The sequence below is a fragment of the uncultured Polaribacter sp. genome (assembly GCF_947503875.1).
Lineage (GTDB): Bacteria > Bacteroidota > Bacteroidia > Flavobacteriales > Flavobacteriaceae > Polaribacter.
In genome coordinates this window covers 68,664-92,134 of the sequence record NZ_CANNFH010000007.1, presented here as the reverse complement: position 1 = coordinate 92,134, position 23,471 = coordinate 68,664, and the positions used below count along the sequence as shown (strand labels likewise).

The 23,471-nt window shown below is 30.1% G+C and carries 20 protein-coding genes; 11 read left to right on the top strand and 9 right to left on the bottom strand.

Features of this window, described 5'->3' with window-relative positions:
* Nucleotides 1-105 precede the first annotated feature (105 nt).
* The 4 genes from Q0684_RS11985 (at nt 106) to Q0684_RS11970 (ending at nt 7,488) form a co-directional block, all read left to right on the top strand.
* Complete coding sequence (locus Q0684_RS11985; RefSeq protein WP_299017080.1) at nt 106-3,552, top strand: hypothetical protein; 3,447 nt, start codon at nt 106-108, stop codon at nt 3,550-3,552.
* A gap of 27 nt (nt 3,553-3,579) precedes the next feature.
* The gene (locus Q0684_RS11980; protein ID WP_299017079.1) at nt 3,580-4,869 is read left to right on the top strand and encodes a glycosyl hydrolase family 17; all 1,290 of its coding nucleotides are present in this window, start codon (nt 3,580-3,582) and stop codon (nt 4,867-4,869) included.
* A 3-nt stretch (nt 4,870-4,872) separates the two neighbouring features.
* A complete protein-coding gene (locus Q0684_RS11975; RefSeq protein ID WP_299017077.1) occupies nt 4,873-5,880 on the top strand; it encodes a glycoside hydrolase family 2 TIM barrel-domain containing protein in 1,008 nt (335 codons plus the stop codon).
* 174 nt (nt 5,881-6,054) lie between these two features.
* Nucleotides 6,055-7,488, top strand: coding sequence for an MFS transporter (locus Q0684_RS11970; RefSeq protein WP_299017076.1), 1,434 nt, complete (start codon nt 6,055-6,057; stop codon nt 7,486-7,488).
* 88 nt (nt 7,489-7,576) lie between these two features.
* Here Q0684_RS11970 and Q0684_RS11965 read toward each other — a convergent pair whose 3' ends face one another.
* The 3 genes from Q0684_RS11965 to mnmE all read right to left on the bottom strand — a co-directional run bounded on the left by Q0684_RS11965 (nt 7,577) and on the right by mnmE (nt 10,251).
* Entirely contained in the window at nt 7,577-7,936 is a 360-nt protein-coding gene (locus Q0684_RS11965) for a hypothetical protein (RefSeq protein ID WP_299017074.1), read from the bottom strand.
* Between the two features lie 533 nt (nt 7,937-8,469).
* The gene (locus tag Q0684_RS11960; RefSeq protein ID WP_299017073.1) at nt 8,470-8,838 is read right to left on the bottom strand and encodes a YchJ family metal-binding protein; all 369 of its coding nucleotides are present in this window, start codon (nt 8,836-8,838) and stop codon (nt 8,470-8,472) included.
* Between the two features lie 18 nt (nt 8,839-8,856).
* A complete protein-coding gene (gene mnmE / locus Q0684_RS11955) occupies nt 8,857-10,251 on the bottom strand; it encodes a tRNA uridine-5-carboxymethylaminomethyl(34) synthesis GTPase MnmE (RefSeq protein ID WP_299017071.1) in 1,395 nt (464 codons plus the stop codon).
* Nucleotides 10,252-10,393: 142 nt separating this feature from the next.
* On the opposite strand from mnmE, the gene Q0684_RS11950 reads away from it, so the two are divergent.
* Nucleotides 10,394-10,732, top strand: coding sequence for a DUF4870 domain-containing protein (locus Q0684_RS11950; RefSeq protein ID WP_299017069.1), 339 nt, complete (start codon nt 10,394-10,396; stop codon nt 10,730-10,732).
* Between the two features lie 17 nt (nt 10,733-10,749).
* On the opposite strand, the gene Q0684_RS11945 is transcribed toward Q0684_RS11950, so the two are convergent.
* From Q0684_RS11945 to Q0684_RS11930, 4 genes are all read right to left on the bottom strand, one after another.
* Entirely contained in the window at nt 10,750-13,674 is a 2,925-nt protein-coding gene (locus tag Q0684_RS11945; protein WP_299017066.1) for an FAD-binding and (Fe-S)-binding domain-containing protein, read from the bottom strand.
* 139 nt (nt 13,675-13,813) lie between these two features.
* Nucleotides 13,814-14,470 carry an HAD family phosphatase gene (locus Q0684_RS11940; RefSeq protein ID WP_299017064.1) on the bottom strand — a complete coding sequence of 219 codons (657 nt, stop codon included), beginning with the start codon at nt 14,468-14,470 and terminating at the stop codon, nt 13,814-13,816.
* Nucleotides 14,470-14,775, bottom strand: coding sequence for a hypothetical protein (locus Q0684_RS11935; protein WP_299017062.1), 306 nt, complete (start codon nt 14,773-14,775; stop codon nt 14,470-14,472). Before Q0684_RS11935 ends, Q0684_RS11940 begins: the two co-directional genes overlap by 1 nt.
* Nucleotides 14,776-14,780: 5 nt before the next feature.
* Complete coding sequence (locus tag Q0684_RS11930; protein WP_299017060.1) at nt 14,781-15,197, bottom strand: DCC1-like thiol-disulfide oxidoreductase family protein; 417 nt, start codon at nt 15,195-15,197, stop codon at nt 14,781-14,783.
* 278 nt (nt 15,198-15,475) lie between these two features.
* Here Q0684_RS11930 and Q0684_RS11925 point away from each other — a divergent pair, with 278 nt between their 5' ends.
* The 4 genes from Q0684_RS11925 to Q0684_RS11910 are packed head-to-tail and all read left to right on the top strand — an operon-like array spanning nt 15,476 to nt 19,794.
* Nucleotides 15,476-16,174, top strand: coding sequence for an ABC transporter ATP-binding protein (locus Q0684_RS11925; protein ID WP_299017058.1), 699 nt, complete (start codon nt 15,476-15,478; stop codon nt 16,172-16,174).
* A 2-nt stretch (nt 16,175-16,176) separates the two neighbouring features.
* Complete coding sequence (locus Q0684_RS11920) at nt 16,177-17,409, top strand: ABC transporter permease (protein WP_299017056.1); 1,233 nt, start codon at nt 16,177-16,179, stop codon at nt 17,407-17,409.
* A gap of 2 nt (nt 17,410-17,411) precedes the next feature.
* The gene (locus Q0684_RS11915; RefSeq protein WP_299017054.1) at nt 17,412-18,656 is read left to right on the top strand and encodes an ABC transporter permease; all 1,245 of its coding nucleotides are present in this window, start codon (nt 17,412-17,414) and stop codon (nt 18,654-18,656) included.
* A 22-nt stretch (nt 18,657-18,678) separates the two neighbouring features.
* A complete protein-coding gene (locus Q0684_RS11910; protein ID WP_299017052.1) occupies nt 18,679-19,794 on the top strand; it encodes an efflux RND transporter periplasmic adaptor subunit in 1,116 nt (371 codons plus the stop codon).
* Between the two features lie 154 nt (nt 19,795-19,948).
* Here Q0684_RS11910 and Q0684_RS11905 read toward each other — a convergent pair whose 3' ends face one another.
* Nucleotides 19,949-20,764 carry a DUF1853 family protein gene (locus tag Q0684_RS11905; RefSeq protein WP_299017050.1) on the bottom strand — a complete coding sequence of 272 codons (816 nt, stop codon included), beginning with the start codon at nt 20,762-20,764 and terminating at the stop codon, nt 19,949-19,951.
* 56 nt (nt 20,765-20,820) lie between these two features.
* Here Q0684_RS11905 and Q0684_RS11900 point away from each other — a divergent pair, with 56 nt between their 5' ends.
* The gene (locus Q0684_RS11900; protein WP_299017047.1) at nt 20,821-21,495 is read left to right on the top strand and encodes a DUF2461 domain-containing protein; all 675 of its coding nucleotides are present in this window, start codon (nt 20,821-20,823) and stop codon (nt 21,493-21,495) included.
* Between the two features lie 46 nt (nt 21,496-21,541).
* Here the strand turns inward: Q0684_RS11900 and Q0684_RS11895 are convergent, their stop codons facing one another.
* Nucleotides 21,542-22,879 (bottom strand): MATE family efflux transporter, encoded by a 1,338-nt coding sequence (locus Q0684_RS11895; protein ID WP_299017044.1) that lies wholly within the window; start codon nt 22,877-22,879, stop codon nt 21,542-21,544.
* A 101-nt stretch (nt 22,880-22,980) separates the two neighbouring features.
* Here Q0684_RS11895 and Q0684_RS11890 point away from each other — a divergent pair, with 101 nt between their 5' ends.
* A complete protein-coding gene (locus Q0684_RS11890; RefSeq protein ID WP_299017042.1) occupies nt 22,981-23,373 on the top strand; it encodes a thioesterase family protein in 393 nt (130 codons plus the stop codon).
* Nucleotides 23,374-23,471 lie beyond the last annotated feature (98 nt).

Sequence of the window (23,471 nt, the reverse complement as noted above, 5' to 3'; positions counted from 1 at the left end):
CAATAATTTAGTTTCTTACACTTACAATAGGCTAATTATATAGCTTGTTTAGTAATTCTAGGCTCTTTTTTTTAAAAAAAACTAATATTTAATAAAATTCATTTAATGAATACCGCTTTTTTAGAACAAAATAATACAAAAACAACATTAGATCATAATGGCAGCATTGTTACAATAGGGAAAGAAACTTTTTACAAAGTTTCAGATACGCACAAAATGCGTCCTTTTTTTATGACGATTGTTTCAGACTCTAATCACTGGTTATTTATTTCGAGTAATGGAGGTTTAACAGCAGGTAGAAAAAATGCGCAGTTTGCACTATTTCCTTATTATACAGATGATAAAATTACGGCTTTAGCAGAAACTACAGGTTGTAAAACTATTTTTAAAATTCAAAAAGATAATCATATAAAATTATGGGAACCTTTTTCTGAAAGACAAGCAGGTTTGTACCAAATTACTAGAAATATTTATAAAAACATTTATGGTAATAAAGTAATTTTTGAAGAAATAAATCAAGATTTAGAACTTACGTTCACATACGAATGGAATTCTAGTGATCAATTTGGTTTTGTAAGAAAAGCAACCTTGATAAATATGTCTTCAATAAATATTGATATTGAAGCTTTAGATGGTTTTCAAGATGTATTGCCTTATGGTGTTGGGTCAGATATACAAGCAAGTACCAGTAATTTAGTAGATGCTTATAAGAAATGCGAATTAGAAAAAGAAGTTGGATTGGGTATTTATGCCCTAAGTGCAATTATTGTAGATAAAGCAGAACCAAGTGAGGCTTTAAAAGCCAATATTGTATGGTCTTTAGGTATAGAAAATGCTACTTATTTATTATCATCAACACAAATAAATAATTTTAGAAGAGGTATTTACTTAGAAGAAGAAATAGATGTAAGAGCAGAAAAAGGAGCTTTTCTAACAGTTTTTAATTTTTCTTTGGATGGGAATTCAGAAAAAACTTGGAGACAAATAGCCAATGTAAATCAATCTGTTACACAAATTACAGCAATTGCCGCAATGATTTCATCCCATAAAAATATGGATGAAATTTTAAATACTGATATTGATTTAGGTACTAAAAATCTAATAAAATTGACTTCTTCTGCAGACGGTTTGCAACTTACAGCAGACGATCTAATTAATACAAGGCATTTTTCTAATACCCTTTTTAATATTATGAGAGGTGGTATTTTTGATGATAATTATACAATAGAAAAAGAAGATTTTAAAAAATACTTAGCAAAAGCAAATATTGTTGTTTACAAAACAAATGAAGCAATTTTAAACAATTTACCAGCTTCTTTTGATTTAAAGTTGATTAAAGAATTGGCAAATAATAATGTTGATAAGGATTTTAAAAGATTATGTTTAGAATATTTACCACTAAAATTTAGCAGAAGACATGGAGATCCAAGTAGACCTTGGAACAAGTTTTCAATTAATACAAAAAGTGAAGTTGACGGTTCTAAAGTTTTAGATTATGAAGGCAATTGGAGAGATATTTTTCAGAACTGGGAATCTTTAGCACATTCCTATCCAGAGTTTATAGAAAGTATGATTCATAAATTCTTAAACGCCACTACTTTTGAAGGGTACAATCCTTACAGAGTTACAAAAGATGGTTTTGATTGGGAGGTTATCGAAGAAAACGATCCTTGGTCTTATATAGGTTATTGGGGAGATCATCAAATTATTTATTTGTTGAAGTTTTTAGAGTTTTCAGAAAAACATTATCCAAATGAATTGTCAAAACTATTTACAGAAGATATTTTTGTTTACGCAAATGTGCCTTATAAAATAAAGCCGTTTACAGCTATTTTAAAGAATTCTAAAGATACTATTGATTTCGATTATAAATTAAACGATGCAATAGATAAAAAAAGAGGAAAATTGGGTGCAGATGGCGCTTTAATTGAAGACAAAAACAACGGAATTTACAAAGTAAATTTAATTGAAAAACTATTAGTTACTGTTTTAGCAAAGATCTCTAACTTTATTCCAGAAGGTGGTATTTGGCTAAATACACAAAGGCCAGAATGGAACGATGCCAACAACGCACTTGTTGGTAATGGCGTTTCTATGGTAACTTTATATTATTTAAGAAGATTTATTAATTTTTATGAAACTTTAGTACAAAATGCCAACGTTGCAGAGGTTGAATTATCTACAGAATTAAAACAGTTATTTAGCGATATTTTTTCAACTTTAGAAGACAATAAAGTAATATTAACTAGAAGTTTTACGGATAAAGAAAGGAAAACCGTTTTAGACGGTTTAGGAACCCCTGCAAGTATTTACAGAGAAGAAATTTATAAAAACGGATTTTCAACCAAAAAAGAAACACTTTCTAAAACCGATTTATTAGCATTTTTAGCAACAACAAAAGCGTATTTAGAGCATTCTATAAAAGCGAATAAACGTAAAGACAATCTATATCATGCTTATAATTTAATGACCTTAAGAGGTAAAGATGAAGTGAAAATTTCTTATTTATCGGAAATGTTAGAAGGGCAAGTAGCTGTTTTGAGTGCTGGGTTTTTATCACCAAAAGAAACCTTAGATTTATTAGATGGTTTAAAAGCAAGTGCACTTTTTAGACCAGATCAATACAGTTATATTTTATATCCAAACAAAGAATTACCAAGGTTTACTCAAAAAAATAATATTCCTAATAAGAAGATAGAAACATCTCAATTATTATCCACTTTAGTGAAAGACAACAATAGCACTATTGTAGAAAAAGATATTTTAGGGAATTATCATTTTAATGGCAATTTTAATAATGCAAATAGTTTACAAGATGCTTTAGATAGCTTGTGTGAAGAAAAGTATGGTGTTCTAATAGCGCAAGAAACACCAAAAATATTAGCCATTTTCGAAGAAATTTTTGATCATAAATCGTTTACAGGACGTTCAGGAACTTTCTTTGGTTACGAAGGTTTGGGCTCTATTTATTGGCACATGGTTTCAAAATTATTAGTGGCCGTGCAAGAAAATTGTTTAAACGCCATTAATAAAGGAGAAAATGAAGCAATTATTGGCAGACTTTTAGACCATTATTACGAAATACAAGCAGGCGTTGGTGTGCATAAATCTCCAAGATTGTATGGTGCATTTCCTACAGATGCATATTCGCATACACCAGCAGGTAAAGGTGCACAACAACCAGGTATGACTGGCCAGGTAAAAGAAGATGTTTTAAACAGATTTGGTGAACTGGGTGTTTTTGTAAGGGACGGTAAAATAATTTTTAATCCTCGTTTACTAAAGCAAAGCGAATTTTTATCAGAAGAAAAATCATTCAATTATGTAACTGTTTTAGGCGAAGAAAGCACAATTCAACTACAAAAAAACGAGTTGGCTTTTACTTATTGTCAAGTCCCAATTATTTACTCTAAAAACGCTACAAATAAAGTAGAGGTTTTTCTTAAAGACAAAACTTCTAAAGTGTTTAATAGTTTAGCATTAGATAAAGAAATTAGCAGTCAATTATTTAAAAGAACAACTACTGTAAATTACATTAAAGTAGCCATTTAAAAGTCTATAATTAAAAGCTAAATTAATATGATAACCACAAAAAATATTCATCAATTTATTGCAAAAATTTGCAGTATACTGTTGTTGTTTTTTGTGGTTTCTTGCGCTCAGAAAGAGAAAAAAGTTGTTAAGGTAAAATCCAATTTAACTGCCAAAGAAATTTTAGAAAACCCTAACTATTTGGCAATTTCTTATGGTGGTTATAGAACAAAAACAAGAGATATACAGCCAACAATTGCCAAATTAAAAGAAGATTTAAAAATTTTATCTGCCCTAAATATTAAGATTTTAAGAACCTATAATGTGCATTTAAAGCATGCAGAAAATGTTTTAGAAGCCATTTATCAGCTTAAAAAAGAAGATAAAAATTTTGAAATGTATGTAATGTTAGGTGCTTGGATAGCTTGTAAAAATGCATTTAATTCAAATGGTTTAACACCAAATCATAATGAGGAAAGTGATAGAAATGTCACAGAAATAGCAACAGCAGTTGCTTTGGCTAAAAAATACTCAGAAATTGTAAAAATTATAGCGGTTGGTAATGAAGCTATGGTAAAATGGGCAACTAGTTATTTTGTGCAACCAAATGTTATTTTAAAATGGGTAAATCATCTTCAGAATTTGAAGAAAACAGGTGAATTATCAAAAGATATATGGATTACTAGTTCAGATAATTTTGCGTCTTGGGGTGGTGGGAGTGCAGCATATCACACAGAAGATTTAACCAAATTAATACATGCAGTAGATTTTATTTCTGTGCATACATATCCAATGCATGATACACATTACAATCCTACTTTTTGGGGGAATTTAGAAAGCGAAAAAAACCTTTCTAAAACAGAAAAAATAGATTTGGCTATGTTAAAGGCCAAAGATTATGCAGTTTCTCAATACAAAAGTGTACAAAACTATGTAAAAAGTGTTGGGGCAAACAAAACCATTCATATAGGAGAAACAGGTTGGGCAAGTTTTTCTAACGGACATTATGGAAATAATGGTTCTAAAGCTACAGATGAGTATAAACAAGCTGTTTATTATAAGTTCATGAGAGATTGGACGCAAAAAGAAAAGATAGCCTGTTTTTATTTTGAAGCCTTTGATGAACAATGGAAAGATGCACAAAATGCTAGTGGTTCAGAAAATCACTTTGGATTGATAAATTTAAAAAGTGAAGCAAAATTTGCGTTGTGGAATTTGGTTGATACCAATCTTTTTGAAGGATTAACTAGAGATGGCAAACCAATTACCAAAACCTACAATGGAAATTTAGACGCTTTATTAAAAGATGTACAATTGCCACCAATTAAAAAAGAATAAAAAATGAAAAATATTTTTGGAATTTTATTTTTTCTTGTTGCTTTTATCACTTGTAAAAAAGCCGAAAAAACAACTATTGTTAACATTTCTGATAGAAAAATAATGGTAAATAATTCACCTTATTTTATCAAAGGAATTTGTTATCATCCAGTTCCAAAAGGTTCGGATAAAAGAAGTTTTACCAATTTAAACCAAGATTTAGTTTTAATGCAAGAAGCTGGTATTAATACTATTAGAGTATATGAACCAATAGAAGAAATTAGCGTTTTAAATAAAATTGATGCAGCTGGTATTAAGGTAATTATTGGTTTTGGTTACAATCAAAATGGTAAAAATGATATTCTTTCTGGAACATTTATCAATTATGTAAATCAATTTAAAAATCACAATGCTATTTTAATGTGGGAGTTGGGTAATGAGTATAATTATCATCCAGAATGGTTTAAAGACGATATAAAAAATTGGTACAAGGTAATGAATAATGCTGCCAAAATTATTAAAGAAAACGATAAAAATCATCCAACAACAACTGCACATGGAGATTTACCAAATACTTTGGCTTTAGAAATGAGCAATAATATAGATGTTTGGGGCATGAATGTTTATAGATGGGACAATCCTACAAGTATTTTTAAAGAATGGGAAGCTGTTAGCAAAAAACCAATGTATTTATCTGAAGCTGGTGGAGATAGTTATATGCTTATAGAAAAAGTAGGTTACCATAAAGGATTTAATGAAAAAGCGCAGGCAGATGCTACTAAAAACGTTTTACAGAGTGTTTTTACAAATCAAGAAATTTGTAACGGAATTACACTTTTTTCTTTTACAGACGGTTGGTGGAAAGCTGGAAATAACAATACACAAGATATTGGAGGTTGGGCGCCCAACAGCTCTGGCGTTCCTTATGATGGAACTCCAAATGAAGAATTTTGGGGTATTGTAGACATCAATAGAAACAAAAAACTAGCTTTTGATGTTGTTAAAAATCAATATTTAACAAAAAGCAACTAACAGAAATTATTAAAACCATTTTTAATGGCAAAAAAGATTTAGTTGTAATAATTTTTAAGACTTCTGTAAAAGGAAATCAACCAACAAAACTTATAAAATTTGTAACTCTTTGCATATTCAAAATAAACACACAAGCAATACAAATAATTATTATCCCTTTAAACTTAACATTAAATGGCAATACAACAAATAACAGAAAAAAGTAAAGTAGCTTTTGGGCAAAAAGTAGCGTTTGGTTTTGGCATGTTCGCAAACCAAATGTATCCAGCAATTATAAGTATTTTTATTGTGGTGCTGGTTCAAAGCTTAGGTTTTCCTGGTTGGATGTGGGGTGTAGTTTCTTTGGTGCCAAGGCTTTTTGATGCTATTACAGATCCTATAATGGGTTTTATATCAGACAATACAAAATCTAAATGGGGCAGAAGAAGAAAATACGTTTTTATTGGTGCTATTATTATGTGCATTTCCTTTATAGTTATGTGGCAATTGTATAAAGATAGCAGCTTAGATTATAATTTTTATTATTTCCTTTTTTGGTCTTTACTATTTTATTTAGGATTAACCATTTTTAGTGTGCCTTACGTTGCCATGGGTTATGAAATGAGTGAAGATTTTCATGAGCGCACAAATATCATGGGAACTGCGCAGTTTGTTGGGCAATGGGCTTGGGTAATTGCGCCGTGGTTTTGGATTTTAATGGATGATAAAGATTGGTTTCCTTCTAGTGAAGTAGCTGTAAGAGAATTAGCAGTTTGGGTTGCTTTGGCGTGTACAATATTTGCTTTAATACCTGCTATTTTTATTAGAGGAAAATCTACTTTACATGAAAATTATGAGAGCATTACCTTTAAAAGTATTTTAAAAAAATTAAACACAATTTTTGTAGTTAATTTTGTTGAGGCACTTAAAATGAAAGCTTTTAGAAAATTATGTATAGCAACTTTTTTAATATTTAATGCATTTAATACAGTTGCCGCCTTTACGTATTTTATAATTGTTTATTATTTGTTTAACGGAGTTACAGGGCCAGATGGTGCTTGGTGGTGGCCAACACTTTTTGGAAGTGTTGGGGCTCTAGTTACTTCTTTTTTAGTGATTCCTTTAGTAACAAAAATGTCTAAAGCAATGGGTAAAAAGAAAGCGTTTATAATTTCGCAATCCACATCTATTGTAGGTTATATTTTATTATGGTTTTTATTTGTACCAGGTAAACCTTATTTATTTTTATTAGCATTGCCATTTTTCTCTTTTGGTATTGGAGGTTTATTTACAATTATGATGTCTATGACGGCAGATGTAATAGATTTAGATGAGTTAAATACAGGTAAAAGACGTGAAGGTATTTTTGGTGCCATTTATTGGTGGATGGTAAAATTTGGTTTTGGAATTGCAGGTGGATTAACAGGGCTTATTTTTTCGATTATAGGCTTTGAGTCTGGTGCACCAACACAAACAGAAGAGGCAATTACAGGTTTACGCTTATTTTTCTCTGGATTACCAATTTTAGGAACCCTATTTGCTATTTATGTGATGAAGGATTACGATCTTACAGAGGAAAAAGCTAATGTAATAAGAGCTAAATTGGATAAAAAAAGGCTCAAATTATAAGGCTGTTTTTAAGTACTATTAAAAATAATTCAATTTATTTATGTATCATTATAAAATTTAATTGGTCTAAATTTTAAGGTTGAAACAATTAATTTAAAAGTATTTCTTCTTTTTTTATTCTAAAACAATTTTCTGAGCCTAAAAAATCAGGATTGCCAAACTCTTCAGACCAAAAGCCTTCAAAAATATCTTTAGAAATACATTTGTAAACTACAGTGCCATAATACATTGTGTTTTCATCGCCTACATAATTAAAATTAATCACTAAAATATTATTTTTAAAAAAGCCAACACCATATTGTTCTTGACTTTTATTAATCAACCATTTTGCGAGTATGTTACCTTTACCATCAAAAGATAAATTTAGAGTGCCTTTGTATGTTTCTTCAGAGCTGTTTTGGTTTGTGCCTATAATGTTATAATCTCCAAGAATATCTTCTTTTTCCATTGCAATTTATATTGATTTCTTTTGTAAATTACTTAAAATAAAAATAGACTTTTTAAGCTTATTAGCAAAGAGAAATTAAAAACGTTTGTCATTACCAATACCAACAGACTAGGTACCAATATAGTAGGAACAATTGTCATAAAAAACAGTTGGAGAAACGAACCAATGCTTGCCAAATTTAATTTCATAGTCTAGCCCAATTCATACAATAAACAAGTTTTTGTTTTTCTTGAATTCTATAACAGCACCAAAAACGAATATCTAGTTTTTATGAAATTTATAAAGTAGATCTAAAGTAACCACTGCAGGAAACTCCTTTTCTACCAACAATTCGTTTTCTTTTTCAATCTCATAGGTTAACAATTCTAAATCACTATAAAAACCAAAACCCCACTTTTCATTTATCCAATCCTCTAAACCTAAAGAAGGTATAAAAACCGTTTTATTACCTTAGATAGTTGCTAATGAAATATTATAAATGCTAGTTTTTTTTTTTGAGAAATAATTGATGAAACATTTTACAGGTTATGTACTTAAATATCAGCATTTACATATACCCAATGATTGTTTTCTTTTGTGAAAAAAGATTTTTCGTGTATAATTTTTAAGTTGGAATCTTCGTAGAAAAAAGCTTTAAACTCGACCGTGTTTTCTGTGGATGATAGAATATCTAACTTTAGCCATTCTACGGATTTTGTCCAGGTTAAGATTTCTTCTTTCTCTTTATTAGATGGTCTAGTTGTACTATGATGACTTTTTTGCAAATAATCTACATTCGCCAAAACAAAAGCAGCATATCTAGAGCGCATTAATAATTCTGCTGTGGTTGCTAATTTTATATCTTGGTGTATTTTTTCACAACAATTGTTGTATGATTTTTCTGGGTTACAAAGACATTTCATTGTTTATAAAATTTTTATCTATTTACCAATACAAAAATTTCCAAAAATGTGTCCTAAAATATCTTTATCCACATCATAATCTCCAGTAATTGTGCCTAAATGCTGTAAGCAAGCTCTAATATCAATTGAAAATAAATCTGTGGATATTTCTAAATCAATGCCCTGTTGTACAGATTTTATGGCTTGTAATGCATTGTTTAAAGCCTCAAAATGGCGCGAGTTGGTTACAATCGTTTCATTATTACTTAAGGCGCCAATATTAACTAAAGCAGTCAATTCGTTTTTTAAGCTTTCAATACCTGTTTTGTTTTTTGCTGAAAGCGGTATTAAGTTTTCGATTTGTGATGAAAGCGTATCAACTTCATCACTAGAAAGCGTATCAATTTTATTCGCAATAACCAATAGTCGCTTTTTAGGAAAACGTTTTTTAATTTTATCAATTTCATCTTGAATCTTTGTTCTCTGTTCTTTATTCTTAGAAGAATCTATCAGGAATATAATCAATTGCGCATTTTCTGCTTTTTCGTAGGCTTTTTTAATACCTATGTTTTCTACAACATCTGCAGTATCTCTAATACCTGCAGTATCTATAAAACGAAAAGCAACTCCTTCAATAATCATTTCATCTTCAATAGCGTCTCTTGTGGTACCTGCAATATCAGAAACTATGGCTTTTTCTTCATTTAAAAGTGCATTTAGTAAGGTAGATTTACCCACATTAGGTTCCCCAATAATGGCAACAGGAATTCCATTTTTCATGGCATTTCCAAAAGAAAAAGAATCGATTAAACGTTTTAAAACAAAGGTAATTTTTGCCACCAATTCTTTAAATTTTGTACGATCTGCAAATTCTACATCTTCACCAGAAAAATCGAGTTCTAATTCTATTAAAGCTGCAAAATCTAGTAATTGTGCACGTAATTCTTTCAATTCATTGGTAATACCACCACGCATTTGCTGAATTGCCATTTGATGACTTGCAGCAGAATTAGAGGCAATAACATCTGCCACAGCTTCCGCTTGCGATAAATCCATTTTGCCGTTTAAAAAAGCACGCATGGTAAATTCACCATTATCTGCCATTCTGCAACCGTTTTCTAAAAACAATTGAATTATTTCTTGCTGAATAAAACTAGAACCATGGCAAGAAATTTCTACTACATTTTCACCTGTATACGAATTTGGGTTTTTAAAAACAGCAACCAAAACTTCATCTATAATAATACCTTGGTGCACAATATGACCCAAATGAATGGTATGTGTTTTCTGTTGTAAAAGTGTTTTACCTTTTTTAATAGATTTAAAAAAAGTATCTGCAATTTCAATAGCACTTTCTCCAGAAAGTCTAATTACAGCAATTGCGCCAACTCCGTTTGGTGTTGCTAGTGCAACAATGGTATCATTTTGAATCATACTGCAAAAATACAGAAAGATTTTTGGCTTTAAAATAAAAAGTCTTTTTCAAAAATAAACTGTTTTAAGTTTTTAAACTATCTTTTTGTAACAAATCAAATGAGATAACGTCCTATTCATGATTAACTGAAAAAATAAAGAAATGAAAGAAGATAATCAATTATTGGTAATTACACATTTAAGTCAGTTATTAGATTTTGTAAGTGGTATAGGCGGTTTTATTGTGCCTTTGGTGTTATGGCTTACAAAAAAAGACGAAGTTTTTGGAATGGATGCACACGGAAAAGCCATTTTAAACTTTAGAATTTCTATGTTTATCTATCTTATAATTTGTATTCCTTTAATTCTATTTTTAGGTTTGGGTATTTTAGGGTTTATTACAATTGGTGTTTTTTATTTAATTTTTCCAATTATTAATGCCATTCGTGTAAGTAATAATCAAGCACCAAATTATCCTCTTAGTATTACTTTTTTAAAATAGTGTTTAATATTTTAAATTTACAAAAGCGCTTCTTTTAATAAGGTAATTGGGTGTTTTGCAATACGTTTTGTACCATCAAAAATTTGATGCCTGCAACTTGTACCTGCAGCAGCAATTGCTGTATCTGTGCTACAATTTCTAACTTTAGGGAATAAAGTATCTTCCCCAACTTGCATAGAAACTTGGTAATGTTCCTTCTCATAACCAAAAGAACCTGCCATACCACAACAACCTGTATTCATTATAGTTACCTTATAATTTTCTGGAATATTTAAAATTTGAAAGCTGGCTTGTGTACCAGACAATGCTTTTTGGTGACAGTGTCCGTGAATTTTTAAAACTTTATTTTCTTTTGTAAATAGAGCAGTATCAATATTTTTGGCTTGCAATTCTTTGGCTAAAAATTCTTCAAAAGTAAACACATTTTTTGCAATTTTTTCTGCGGATGCTTTATCGTCTGCCAAACGTAAATACTCGTCTTTAAAAGTTAAGATGGCAGAAGGTTCTACACCAATAAGAGGCGTTTCTTCAGTAATTAAATCTTTAAAAATAGCTACGTTTTTGTTACAGACCTCTTTGGCTTGCTTTAAAAACCCTTTAGAAATATAACTTCTTCCACTTTCTTCGTGCTTAATTATCTGTAAATTGTAACCTAGTTTTTCTAATAAAATAAAAGCGTCTTTACCAATCTCAACATCGTAAAAGTTGGTGAATTCATCATTGAAAAGGTAAACTGTTTTAAGACCTCTCGACTGCGCTCGAGGTGACAATTCCAAAGAATTTTTTGATTTTCTATACCAAGAATTCAACGTTTTTTTAGCTAGTTTAGGTACTGTTCTTTCCACAGCAACACCCATTGCTTTTTTGGCAAAAGGCGTATTTAAAATAGCATTAGTTAGGGCAGGAGTTAAACTTCCTAATTTATTTAATTTACCATTATTAGCAAATAACTTACTTCTAAAAGAATAGCCATTTGCTTCTTGATATTGGTACAAAAACTCGGCTTTCATGGTAGCAATATCTACATTACTTGGGCATTCAGATGCACAAGCTTTACAACTTAAACACAAATCTAAAACTTCTTTTAATTCTTTAGAATTGAATTTGTTAACGGCTGTGTTGTTGGTTAAAACATCACGTAAAGTGTTTGCTCTAGCTCTAGTTGTATCTTTTTCGTTTTTAGTGGCTCTGTAACTTGGGCACATTGTTCCACCAGCTTCTACTGGTTTTCTGCAATCTCCAGAACCATTGCATTTTTCTGCTAATTTTAAAATACCTTCACTATCAGAAAAATCTTGAATGGTAGCAATGTTTGGCTCTTTTCTATCTACTTCATAACGCAAGCTTTCATCCATAGGAAAAGCATCTGTAATTTTTCCTTGGTTAAAAACGTTATTTGGGTCAAAAGCCTTTTTAATACGTCTTAATAATTGGTAGTTTTTATCGCCAATCATTAAAGGAATAAATTCTGCACGCACAATTCCATCTCCATGTTCGCCAGAAAAAGAACCTTTGTATTTTTTAACCAATTCTGCAGTTTCTGTGGTTATTTTTCTGAATAATACAACGTCTGCTTTTTTCTTAAGATTTAAAATTGGTCGCAAATGCAATTCGCCAGCACCAGCATGCGCATAATAAATAGCATCTTGCTGGTATTTGTCCATTATTTGGGTGAATTCCTCAATATAATTTGGCAAATCGTTTAGTGCAACAGCAGTATCTTCTATACAAGCCACCGCTTTCATATCGCCAACCATGTTTCCTAAAGCACCCAAACCTGCTTTTCTTAAATAATGTACTTTGGCAATATCTTTTCCGTATACTTTTGGGTGATGGTACCCAAAGTTATTCTTTTCTAAATCTGCAATTAAATTGTCTGCCAAAACTTCTGCTTCAGCTACAGTATTTGCAGAAACTTCTAACATTAAAACCGCTTCTGGATCTCCTTTTAAGAAAAAACGATTTTTAACCAATTCCCTATTGTTTTTTGTACAATCTAAAATGGCTTTATCCATCAATTCACAATTGTATAAATTATGATTCATGGCAGTTAATGTAGCTTTTAAGCTTTCGTTTATAGAAGTAAAATGGGTACAAACCATAATACTTTCTTTAGGTGCTAAATTGTCTAATTGCAAAGTTATGGCTGTAGAAAAAGCCAACGTACCTTCACTACCAGATAAAAATTTGGCAACATTTATACTTTTTTCTATTCCACCAAACAATTCAGAAGTTAAAAATTCATCTACAGCATAACCTGTGTTTCTTCTATGAATTTCTGGTTTTGGAAATTCTTTATGAATTTCTTGTTGATTTGCTTCCACAGAAAGTTCATCAAAAATAGCCTTATAAATTTTACCTTCTTGTGTGTTTTCTTTGGTTTTGCTGATAAATTCTTCCGAAGAAATTTCTTTAAAAATAGCAGTAGAACCATCACTTAAAATGGCATCTATTTGCAAAACTTTATCTCTAGTAACACCATATTTTATAGAGGTGCTTCCAGAGGAATTGTTACCTACCATACCACCAATCATACATCTGTTAGAAGTTGACGTATTTGGACCAAAAAACAAGCCAAAAGGTTTTAAATAAACGTTTAAAGAATCTCTAACAATACCAGGTTGTAAAGTAATTGTTTTTGCCTTTTCGTTTAAGTTGATAATTTTGTTAAAATGCTTAGAAACATCAACAACAATACCATCTCCTACACATTGGCCAGCAAGAGAAGTACCTGCAGTTCTAGGAATTAAAGTAATCTTGTTTTTGGTAGCAAAATCAATTAAAACTGTAATGTCTTTTTCATCTTTGGGATAGGCAACCGCTAACGGAATTTTACGATACACAGATGCATCTGTTGCATACAATGTTTTGTGTAAATTATCGAATAAAACATCGCCAGAAAGCGAATTATTTAGGTTTTTTAAAGCGGTATTATCTATCATCAAAAAAATATAAAAAAATCTGAATTACAAATATCTGAATAAAAAACCCAACATACTATTTTAAGAAACTTCTTTGCTTATTTTTATTGATTCTACAAAAAACACTTTTAAATTTTAATAAATATCGATTTGAATTTAATTATATGAGTTTTTTCAATTCAGAAAAATCAGAAATTACAGCGTCTGCATTTGCTAAAGTTTGTCCTTCAGAAAGTACATTGGCATAACCGAATACAAAAATATTGGCATCGTTTGCCGCTTTAATTCCGTTGTCTGAATCTTCTATAACCACGCAGTTTTCTTTTGATATTTTAGATAAAAGTGCCGCTTTATTAAAGATTTCTGGATGTGGTTTAGAGGCTTTTAAATCTGCACCACTAATTTTTGCTAAAAAATATTTTTCTAAATCGAAACGTTTAAAAACTCTATTGATATTGACCATAGCAGAAGAGGAAGCCAAAATTAAAGTAATGCCCTTGGCATAAAAATATTGAATAATTTCTTTTACGCCAGCAACCAAATCTAAATTTGGGCCGTTTTCAAAGAAATTTACATAACGCGCTCTTTTTTCTAAAACCAAATCTTCAGGATTGTTATCTAAATTGAAATGAGCAACTAATTTTTGAAAAGCATTTATGGTAGATGAGCCTGTAAAAGATTTGTACAAATCCTCAGAAACATCAACATTTAAAGCATTAAAAGTTTGGTAATAAGCTTTTTTATGAATTTCTTCAGAATTTATTATTACACCATCCATATCAAAAATTACGCATTTAATTTCTTTGGGAATCTTCATTAATTCAAGAATTTAATTAGATCGTTAATGTTTGCAATAATTATATAGGTAAATAAAATAACGGTTCCTGTATTTACAATTAAAGCCACTATTTTTTTGATGACACTCTTTTCTTTAATTCCTTTAATGGAATAAAAAAGTCCCATAATGCCAAAAATAATAATGATAAAAGTTAAAATGCCAATAATGGTAGATATGACATCAAAATATGGGCTTTTATCAAAAAGGCTTAAAATCATTACAATAACTATCAACAATAAAATTGATAAACTAAATTTGACAGCTTTTGTGGTATATGTACTCATGTGTTTTAATTTAAAAATTTTGCTTTTAATTCTGCTGTAGGCAGCATACAACTTTCTCTTTTTCCAAACCATTTATAGCGATTTTTTGCAATAAAATCATAAACCAAATCTCTAAAGCTTTCTGGGAAAAGCCAAAGTAGTTTGGTAAGACTCCAAAAACCACCAAAAGCGTTCATTATTTTTAATGCAGCTGTAGATTTTATATCATAAGCAATATTGGGTTCATATAAAATAATAGAATCTATTTTGGCCATATCTATTTTAAGGTAGTCTACAAGTTCTTTGCCTGTTTTAGATTGTAATGATGCAAATAAAAAGGCATTATTTTTATCATACTTAATAGCAGTTGCAACAGCAGTATTGCATAAATTACATACACCATCAAAGAGAATTAGTTTTTTGTTATTTGGAATTTGAATCATTAAAAAACCATTTGTTTTTGTATAATCAAAGATACTTCATCTTTTTTTATTTGAAATAATTTACAATAATCTTATGCTTTTATTTAACGTTTTTTAAATTATTACTAGCTTTCAATTTTATACTAGAATTCATAAAAAAAATTAAATAAAAAATTTTGTAACATTATTTAAAGTGATGCGTCTTATGGTTGTATTTGATTAAATTTTGTGGCTTTTAACATAAAATTAATAAGGCTACCTAGATGCTTTCAATACTTTTATAACCAAATTACTAACCAATGATTAAAATAGAAAAATTACACAAATCTTATCCTATAGGTAAAGATTCTTTACACGTTTTAAAAGGTATAGATTTACACATAAAAGAAGGTGAATTTGTTTCTATTATGGGATCTTCTGGTTCTGGAAAATCTACTTTATTAAATATTGTTGGTTTATTAGATGTACATGATGAAGGAAATTATTTTTTAAATGGGCAACTCATTAAAGACATGAATGAGAAGAAAGCGGCGCTTTTAAGAAATAAATTTTTAGGCTTTATTTTTCAATCATTCAACCTAATATCTTACAAAACAGCTTTAGAAAACGTTGCGTTACCATTGTATTACAAAGGTATTAGCAGAAAAGAACGTTTAAAAACAGCACTAGATTATCTAGAAAAAGTAGGTTTAAAAGAGTGGGCAGAACATTTACCAAATGAACTTTCTGGAGGACAAAAACAACGTGTAGCAATTGCAAGAGCTTTAGTTACCAAACCAAAAGTAGTTTTGGCAGATGAGCCAACAGGAGCCTTAGATTCTACTACAACAGACTCTGTAATGGATTTGTTAAAGGATATTAATGATGAAGGAATGACCGTTTTTGTAATTACCCACGAAGAAGAAGTGGCAGAGCAAACCAAGCGTGTAGTACGTTTAAAAGATGGTTTAATTATTAGTGATGAAATTACGGCTGTTGGTAAATCTAAAGCAGTTTAATTATGTTTGATTTAGATCGTTGGAGAGAAATTTTTCAGAGTATCAATAAAAACCGATTACGTTCTGTAATGTCTGGTTTTACAGTTGCCTTTGCAATTTTATTATTCACTTTATTATTTGGTATTGTAAGTGGTTTAAGCAACACGTTTAAGGGTGCTTTTGTAGATGATGCACAAAACGCCATGTTTGTAAGAGTTTGGAAAACCTCTAAACCTTATAAAGGTTTGCAAACCGGTAGAAGAATTCAACTAAAAAACAAAGATTATAATTACGTTACAGATGAGTATGCTAGTAAAATTCAATATCAATCTGCTAGAATCTACAAAAACTTTTCTATAAAATATAAAAATGAAGCAAGCAATTATAGCATAACAGCTGTAAATCCCGATCATCAATTTTTAGAAAAAACTATTATTGAAGAGGGTAGATATTTGAATGAACGCGATTTAAATGAAGCGTCTAAGGTTATTGTAATTGGTAGGTTAATTAAAAAAGATTTATTTGGCGAAAGACCTGCTTTAGGTAAAAGAGTAAATGTTAATGGAAGTTCTTATTTAATAATTGGTATTTTTTCTGATGATGGAGGAGATAATGAAGAAAGAAAAGCTTATATACCCTTAACAACCGCACAAAAAATGTATGGTAATAACGATTATGTGAGTCAAATTGCATTAGGTTATAACCCAAATTTAAGTTTAACAGAAGCTGTAACTTTTGGTAACCGACTAGAAAGAGATTTAAGAAGTAAATTAAACATTCATCCAGATGATCAAAGTGCGCTTTCTGTAAGAAATATGGCAGAAGCCAACAAAGGAATTGGCCAGTTTATGGGCATTTTATATGCTATTGTAATAATTGTAGGTTCTGGAACTTTGGTAGCAGGAATAATTGGAATTTCTAACATTATGATTTTTGTAATTAAAGAAAGAACCAAAGAATTTGGTATTAGAAAAGCTTTAGGTGCAAAACCAGCTTCTATAGTAGCTATGGTTGTGCAAGAATCTGTGTTAATAACCACTTTAGCCGGCTATTTAGGCCTTTCTTTAGGAACCTATATTTTAAGCCTAATTGGCGATAGTTTAGAAGAAAATTATTTTATAAAAGACCCAAGTGTAAGTCCAGGTATTGTAATAGGTGCCACTGTAGTTTTAATACTATCAGGCTTAATTGCAGGTTATGTTCCTGCAAAAAAGGCAGCAAATATTAAACCAATAGAAGCTTTAAGAGCAGATTAATTATGAAATTTTTATTCGATTCAGATTCTTGGCAAGAAATTTACGGAAGTATTCGTAAAAATAAAATACGAACAGGTATTACCATAATAGGTGTACTTTGGGGTATTTTTTTATTGGTAGTTTTATTAGGTGCTGCAAGAGGTATGGAAAATGGTTTCAATAAAATCTTTGGAGATTTTGCAACCAATAGTGTTTTTGTTTGGACGCAGTCTACAGATACTCCTTTTAAAGGTTTCCAGGAAGGAAGACGTTTTCGTTTAACCATGAATGATATTGATGTTTTAAAATCTGAATATGCAGATGAAATAAAACTATTGGCACCCAGAAATCAAAGAAATAATCTAGTAGTTAAGGATTTTAAATCAGGTGATTTTAAAGTAAGTGGAGATTACCCAATTTTAGATCAAATTCAGAAAAAACCATTAATATATGGCCGTTTTTTAAACGAAAATGACATTTTATCTAGTGCAAAGGTTACTGTGATTTCGGAAGAAATGTACAAACAATTGTTTGATAAAGGTGAATTTCCAATCGGACAATATTTAAAAATAAATAGTATTAGTTATAAGGTTATTGGGGTTTATAAACGTTCTAGTACTGTGGATATAGATGGCGATACTGCTTATATACCTTTTACCACTTTTAGAAAAGTATACAACAGCTCAGACAAGGTAGATTGGATGATGATTACTGCCAATGAAGGCACTGATATTGAGCAAATGGAAAAAGACATTTTACTTACCTTAAAAGGGTTGCATAAAGTGCATCCAGAAGATGAAAGGGCTTTTGGTAGTGTAAATTTAGGTAAAGAAATTGGCAAAGTAACCGGTTTTTTAACAGGTTTGCAGTTTTTAACTTGGTTTGTGGGTATTGCCACACTTATTGCAGGTGTTTTTGCAATTGGTAATATTTTATTAATTACGGTAAAAGAGCGCACAAAAGAAATAGGCATTAGAAGAGCATTAGGAGCAACACCCAAAAGTGTACGCCAGCAAATTATTTTAGAATCGGTTTTTTTAACCACAATTGCAGGTATGATAGGTATTATATTTGGAAGTTTGGTGCTGTTTTTAATAGACACTGCTTTTGGCCAAGGAGAAGATGCTGCACTTATTAACCCAACAGTAGATATACCTGTTATAATAATAGCGTTTGGTACACTTGTATTTTTAGGTACCTTAATAGGTTTAATTCCTGCACACATGGCAACTGTGGTAAAACCAATAGAAGCATTAAGAGAAGAATAAATTCAATCAATTAACATAAATCATGAGTAAAAGATCAAAAATTATTATAGGAATTATAGCAATAGGTTTTATTGCTGCACTTCTTTGGTTTGGTAAAAAGAATAAAAAGAATATTGTAGCTTTTGAAACGGAAACACCGTTTAAAACCACAATTGTAAAAAAAACTGTGGCTACAGGTAAAGTAACTCCTTTAGAAGAGATAGAAATTAAACCTCAAATTACAGGTATTATTGATAAAATAATGTTGACAGAAGGTTCTAAGGTTAAAAAAGGAGATTTAATTGCAACAGTTAGAGTAGTACCTAATGAACAGTCTTTAATTAGCGCAAAAGGTAGAGTAGACAATGCAAAAATTAGACTTAATAATGCAAAAATATCTTATAATAGAAATAAAAATTTATTTGATAAAGGTGTAATTGCAAGAGCGGAATATGAAGGTGTAGAGTTGCAATATAACCAATCTAAACAAGATTTATTAAATGCTCAAAACGATTATCAAATTATAAAAAGAGGTTCTGCGGGTTCAGGGGCATCTGCAAATACTAGTATCATAGCACAAATGTCTGGTACTATTTTAGAAATTCCTGTAAAAGAAGGAGATCAAGTTATACAGTCTAACAACTTTAATGCAGGTACAACCATTGCATCTATTGCAGATATGAATAAAATGATTTTTGAAGGAAAAGTAGATGAATCTGAAGTTGGTAAATTAGTAAAAGGTACAGATATAGAAGTTTCAATAGGAGCTATTGAAGGTACAAAATTTCCTGCAAAATTAAATTTTATTGCACCAAAAGGTACAGAAGAAGGCGGAGCAGTACAATTTAAAATTAAAGCAGATGTTTCTTTAGATGACAAATTTTTTATTAGAGCAGGTTATAGTGCAAATGCAGATATTGTTTTAGTTAAAAAAGACAGTGTTTTGTCTATTAAAGAAGCACTTCTAAGATTCAATAAAAAAACAGAAGAGCCTTATGTAGAAGTTAAAACAGGAGATGATACCTTTGAAAAAGTAACCTTAAAATTAGGGACTTCAGATGGTGTAAATGTTGAAGTTTTAGAAGGTGTTACTGCTGAAGATGAAATAAAAATTTGGAATAAAGCTTCTAAAGATAAAGAAGAAAAAAAGGGTAAATAATTACAATAATTAAAATTTTAAAAGAGGGATTTAAGCAATTAAATTCCTCTTTTTATTTTTAGAAATTTGGTTTTCAACCAGTCTTCAGTCGTCAGTATTCAGTATTCAGTCTTCGGTCACCATTCACCAGTCACCAGTCACCAAAAACCACCAACTAACCCCACCAAACTAAAAAGAATTTTTCTAAAATGCCATTTGGTTTTTTTAGCCAGCAAAGTGGCGAAAACTGTCTTTCTAGATAATCTTTAGATTTTTTGTTGAATTCTGTAGAAGAAATCCAATTTATTGCTGAGTGTGGCTGTATTAGCCAATCTTTTTTAGTAGGAATATAAAATTTACACTCTTTAAACTGTATCAATTCTTTTCGATTTATATAAAAACCAACAATACAATTTGTGTTTAATTGTTTTAGTTGCAAACCTTTATTAGAAAACGGCACAAATAGTTGCGCTTTAAAATATACTTTTTGAGTAATTTTTTCTGATGATAAATTGAGAGTTTCTAAATAGGCTTTGCATTCATTAGAATAGAACAATGGTAATTGTTTTTCTTTTAATTTGGTTAACTTTTCTATTAAAGCATCTTTCCTATTTGGTCCAATAAAATGTTCAATTTCTCTATTACCAGCTCGTTTATCGTATAAATAGAATTTATAGATGATTTCTAAATGAATAGGCTTGTTATTTTCTAATAAAAGACAGTCTAACTCACCTAAAGTTCTTTTTTCTTGTTGAATTTGAATATTTTCTGCTACTATTTTAATAGATTTTTCATTTTGTAATTGAAATGAAACAAAACGTTCTATATATTTTCCTAAGCGTAATTTCTCATTAAGATCGATATCAATTTTTAATGATTTTGGTTCGATATTAAAGTGATCTATATCAAAAACCGCTGTGTTTTTCCACAAACAAGGTGTTTGCAAAAAACCATCATATCTTTTCTGTATTTCTTTAGTTTTTTGATGCATTTCAAAATCGAAGTTACAAATCTATTTTGTAAATTTAGCTTTTAAAATTTCATAAAATGCAAATCGAAAAATCTACATTAAAGTACCTTCAAAATCTTCAGAAAAACAATAATAGAGATTGGTTTGCAGAGCATAAAGACACTTATACAAAAGCGCAAACAAATGCTAAAGAAGTGTTTGGTGCTATTCATCAAAAATTACAAGAGCATGATGAAATCGAAAAATCTAAAATGATGCGTATTTATAGAGATGTGCGTTTTTCTAAAGATAAAACGCCATACAAAGCACATTTTGCAAACTCGTTTTCTAGATTAGGGAAAGCGTTAAGAGGTGGTTATTTTTTAAGAGTAAGACCAGGAGAATCTTTTTTAGCAGGTGGCTTTTGGGAACCTAGTAAAGAAGACTTGTTTCGAATTCGCAAAGAAATAGAATTAGATGCTTCTGAGATTAAAGACATTTTAAAAGACAAAAACTTTAAAAAGCATTTTGGTGGTAAATTTGAAAGTTTTAGCGAATTAAAAACAGCACCTAGAGGTTTTGATAAAGAGCATCTAGATGTTGCTTTATTACGTAAAAAAGGATTTATTGCAGTTAAAAACTTTACCGATGAAGAAGTTTTATCTGCGGATTTTGTAAACCAAATAGATGAAAGTTACAAAGCGCTAAGACCTTTTTTTAATTTGTTTAGTGATATTTTAACGACCAATTTAAATGGTGAAAGTATTGTATAATTTGATAGGGTTTTATGTTTAAAGCCAATAGAAATTTATCAGAAATCTAATTCAAATTCTTATCAACCTCTCTTTTTAAAATCCAGATTGTGACTATTGTAGACAGTAAATCTGCAATAGGAAAAGACCACCAAACACCATTTACACCATAATAAATTGGTAAAAAATAAGCTAAAGGTATTAAGAAAATCCCTTGTTTTAAAAGTGTTAAAAATAAAGCGGGTAAAGCTTTACCAGCCGCTTGAAAATATGCAGAACCAATTAACTGCATAGTTACAATGGGTGTAACCAAAAAAACGATTAACATCGCATTTGGTGTTTTATATAACAAAGTTTCATCATTAGTAAAAATCCAAATTATTTGCTCTTTAAAAATTACAATTGCTATAAAAATAAAGGTTCCTATAATAGATCCAAAATAAATAGATTTTTTAATGGTTTCTTTAACTCTGTTATTTTTAGAAGCTCCAATATTAAAACCTGCAACAGGTAAAAAACCTTGAGAAACCCCTAAAACAGGAGACAAAGCAAACATCATAACTCTGTTTATAATACCAAATACAGCAATAGATATTTCGCCACCATATTTAAAAAGAGAGTAGTTTAAAACGATCATTAAAATACTAATTGCACCTTGCCTAACAATAGAAACACCACCTAATTCTGCAATTTCTTTTACAATTTTAAAATCTAATTTAAAGTTTTTTAGAATAATTTTCAACTCGCTTTTAGAAGATAAAAAGAAAGACAATATATACAAACCACAACTGGCATAGGCTAGGGAAGTGGCTAAACCTGCACCAAACATACCCCAATTAAAAACTTTTATAAATAGAACATCTAAAACTACATTTAAAACAGCAGGCACCATCATTGCATACATGGCAAATTTTGGTTTTCCTTCTGCTCTAATGGTTGGGTTTCCCATCATTGCAAAAGCTAAAAAAGGAACGCCGTAAATAATTACACTAAAATATTCTGAGGCAATTGGCAAAATATCGCCTTTGGCGCCAAATAAATTTAAAATAGGAACACTAAAAACATTGCCAAGAATTACAAAAATAATGGCTAAAATTACAGTTAAACAAATCTGATTTCCAAAGGTTAAAAATGCTTTTTCAGAATTTTCCGCACCTAAAGCTCTTGATATTATTGAACTACCACCAATACCAATTCCCATACCAATACTAGAAATTAAAAAGACAATAGGTAAAACTACAGTAATAGCTGCAATTGCCAAAACACCAATCCATTGACCCACAAAAATGGTGTCAACAATCATGTTTAAAGACATTACAAGAATTCCTATGGTTGCAGGAACTGCTTGTTTAATCAATAATTTACTTATTTTTTCTGTACCTAAATCGGTTGCTAGTTGTGCCATATTTAGGCAAATATCAATATAAAAAACAGATTGATAGTAAATCTAACTGTATAAATTCCTATAAAGATTTTAAAATATTTAATTTTGCAGAAATTTATAAAATGAGCAACGTTTTTTCTTTAAAAATTAAAGTTTCTGCAGACGATATAGATGTTTTAAAACATGTAAATAACTTGGTATATGTAAAATGGATGGATGCTATTGCAACAAAACATTGGGATTTTTTAACTCATAAAAATCCATTAAAACAATATCTCTGGGTGGTGTTAAGGCATGAAATAGATTATTTAAAACAAGCCCTTTTAGGAGACGAAATTTTAGTAAAAACATGGGTTGGAGAAACCAAAGGAATTACTTCTGTACGTTTTATGGAGTTTTATAAAAATGATGAGTTATTGGTAAAAGCCAAAACAAAATGGGTAATGTTAGATGCTGTTACTTATAAACCAGCGAGAATTCGTGAAGATGTTTTGCAGGTTTTGTATCCTGAGTAAATTTTGTTGTTGGCTGTTGGCTGTTGGCTGTTGGCTGTTGGAATTTTTGAAAATAATTTTAGAATTCAAAATAAAGTTTCACTTTTCACCATTCACCA

Coding starts and splice junctions, on each gene's coding strand:
- Q0684_RS11905 (WP_299017050.1), bottom strand. CDS start 20,764: ATGCATCAAAAAACTAAAGAAATACAGAAAAGATATGATGGTTTTTTG.
- Q0684_RS11940 (WP_299017064.1), bottom strand. CDS start 14,470: ATGAAGATTCCCAAAGAAATTAAATGCGTAATTTTTGATATGGATGGT.
- Q0684_RS11925 (WP_299017058.1), top strand. CDS start 15,476: ATGATTAAAATAGAAAAATTACACAAATCTTATCCTATAGGTAAAGAT.
- Q0684_RS11910 (WP_299017052.1), top strand. CDS start 18,679: ATGAGTAAAAGATCAAAAATTATTATAGGAATTATAGCAATAGGTTTT.
- mnmE (WP_299017071.1), bottom strand. CDS start 10,251: ATGATTCAAAATGATACCATTGTTGCACTAGCAACACCAAACGGAGTT.
- Q0684_RS11895 (WP_299017044.1), bottom strand. CDS start 22,879: ATGGCACAACTAGCAACCGATTTAGGTACAGAAAAAATAAGTAAATTA.
- Q0684_RS11920 (WP_299017056.1), top strand. CDS start 16,177: ATGTTTGATTTAGATCGTTGGAGAGAAATTTTTCAGAGTATCAATAAA.
- Q0684_RS11900 (WP_299017047.1), top strand. CDS start 20,821: ATGCAAATCGAAAAATCTACATTAAAGTACCTTCAAAATCTTCAGAAA.
- Q0684_RS11965 (WP_299017074.1), bottom strand. CDS start 7,936: ATGGAAAAAGAAGATATTCTTGGAGATTATAACATTATAGGCACAAAC.
- Q0684_RS11980 (WP_299017079.1), top strand. CDS start 3,580: ATGATAACCACAAAAAATATTCATCAATTTATTGCAAAAATTTGCAGT.
- Q0684_RS11960 (WP_299017073.1), bottom strand. CDS start 8,838: ATGAAATGTCTTTGTAACCCAGAAAAATCATACAACAATTGTTGTGAA.
- Q0684_RS11945 (WP_299017066.1), bottom strand. CDS start 13,674: ATGATAGATAATACCGCTTTAAAAAACCTAAATAATTCGCTTTCTGGC.
- Q0684_RS11930 (WP_299017060.1), bottom strand. CDS start 15,197: ATGATTCAAATTCCAAATAACAAAAAACTAATTCTCTTTGATGGTGTA.
- Q0684_RS11985 (WP_299017080.1), top strand. CDS start 106: ATGAATACCGCTTTTTTAGAACAAAATAATACAAAAACAACATTAGAT.
- Q0684_RS11935 (WP_299017062.1), bottom strand. CDS start 14,775: ATGAGTACATATACCACAAAAGCTGTCAAATTTAGTTTATCAATTTTA.
- Q0684_RS11975 (WP_299017077.1), top strand. CDS start 4,873: ATGAAAAATATTTTTGGAATTTTATTTTTTCTTGTTGCTTTTATCACT.
- Q0684_RS11915 (WP_299017054.1), top strand. CDS start 17,412: ATGAAATTTTTATTCGATTCAGATTCTTGGCAAGAAATTTACGGAAGT.
- Q0684_RS11950 (WP_299017069.1), top strand. CDS start 10,394: ATGAAAGAAGATAATCAATTATTGGTAATTACACATTTAAGTCAGTTA.
- Q0684_RS11970 (WP_299017076.1), top strand. CDS start 6,055: ATGGCAATACAACAAATAACAGAAAAAAGTAAAGTAGCTTTTGGGCAA.
- Q0684_RS11890 (WP_299017042.1), top strand. CDS start 22,981: ATGAGCAACGTTTTTTCTTTAAAAATTAAAGTTTCTGCAGACGATATA.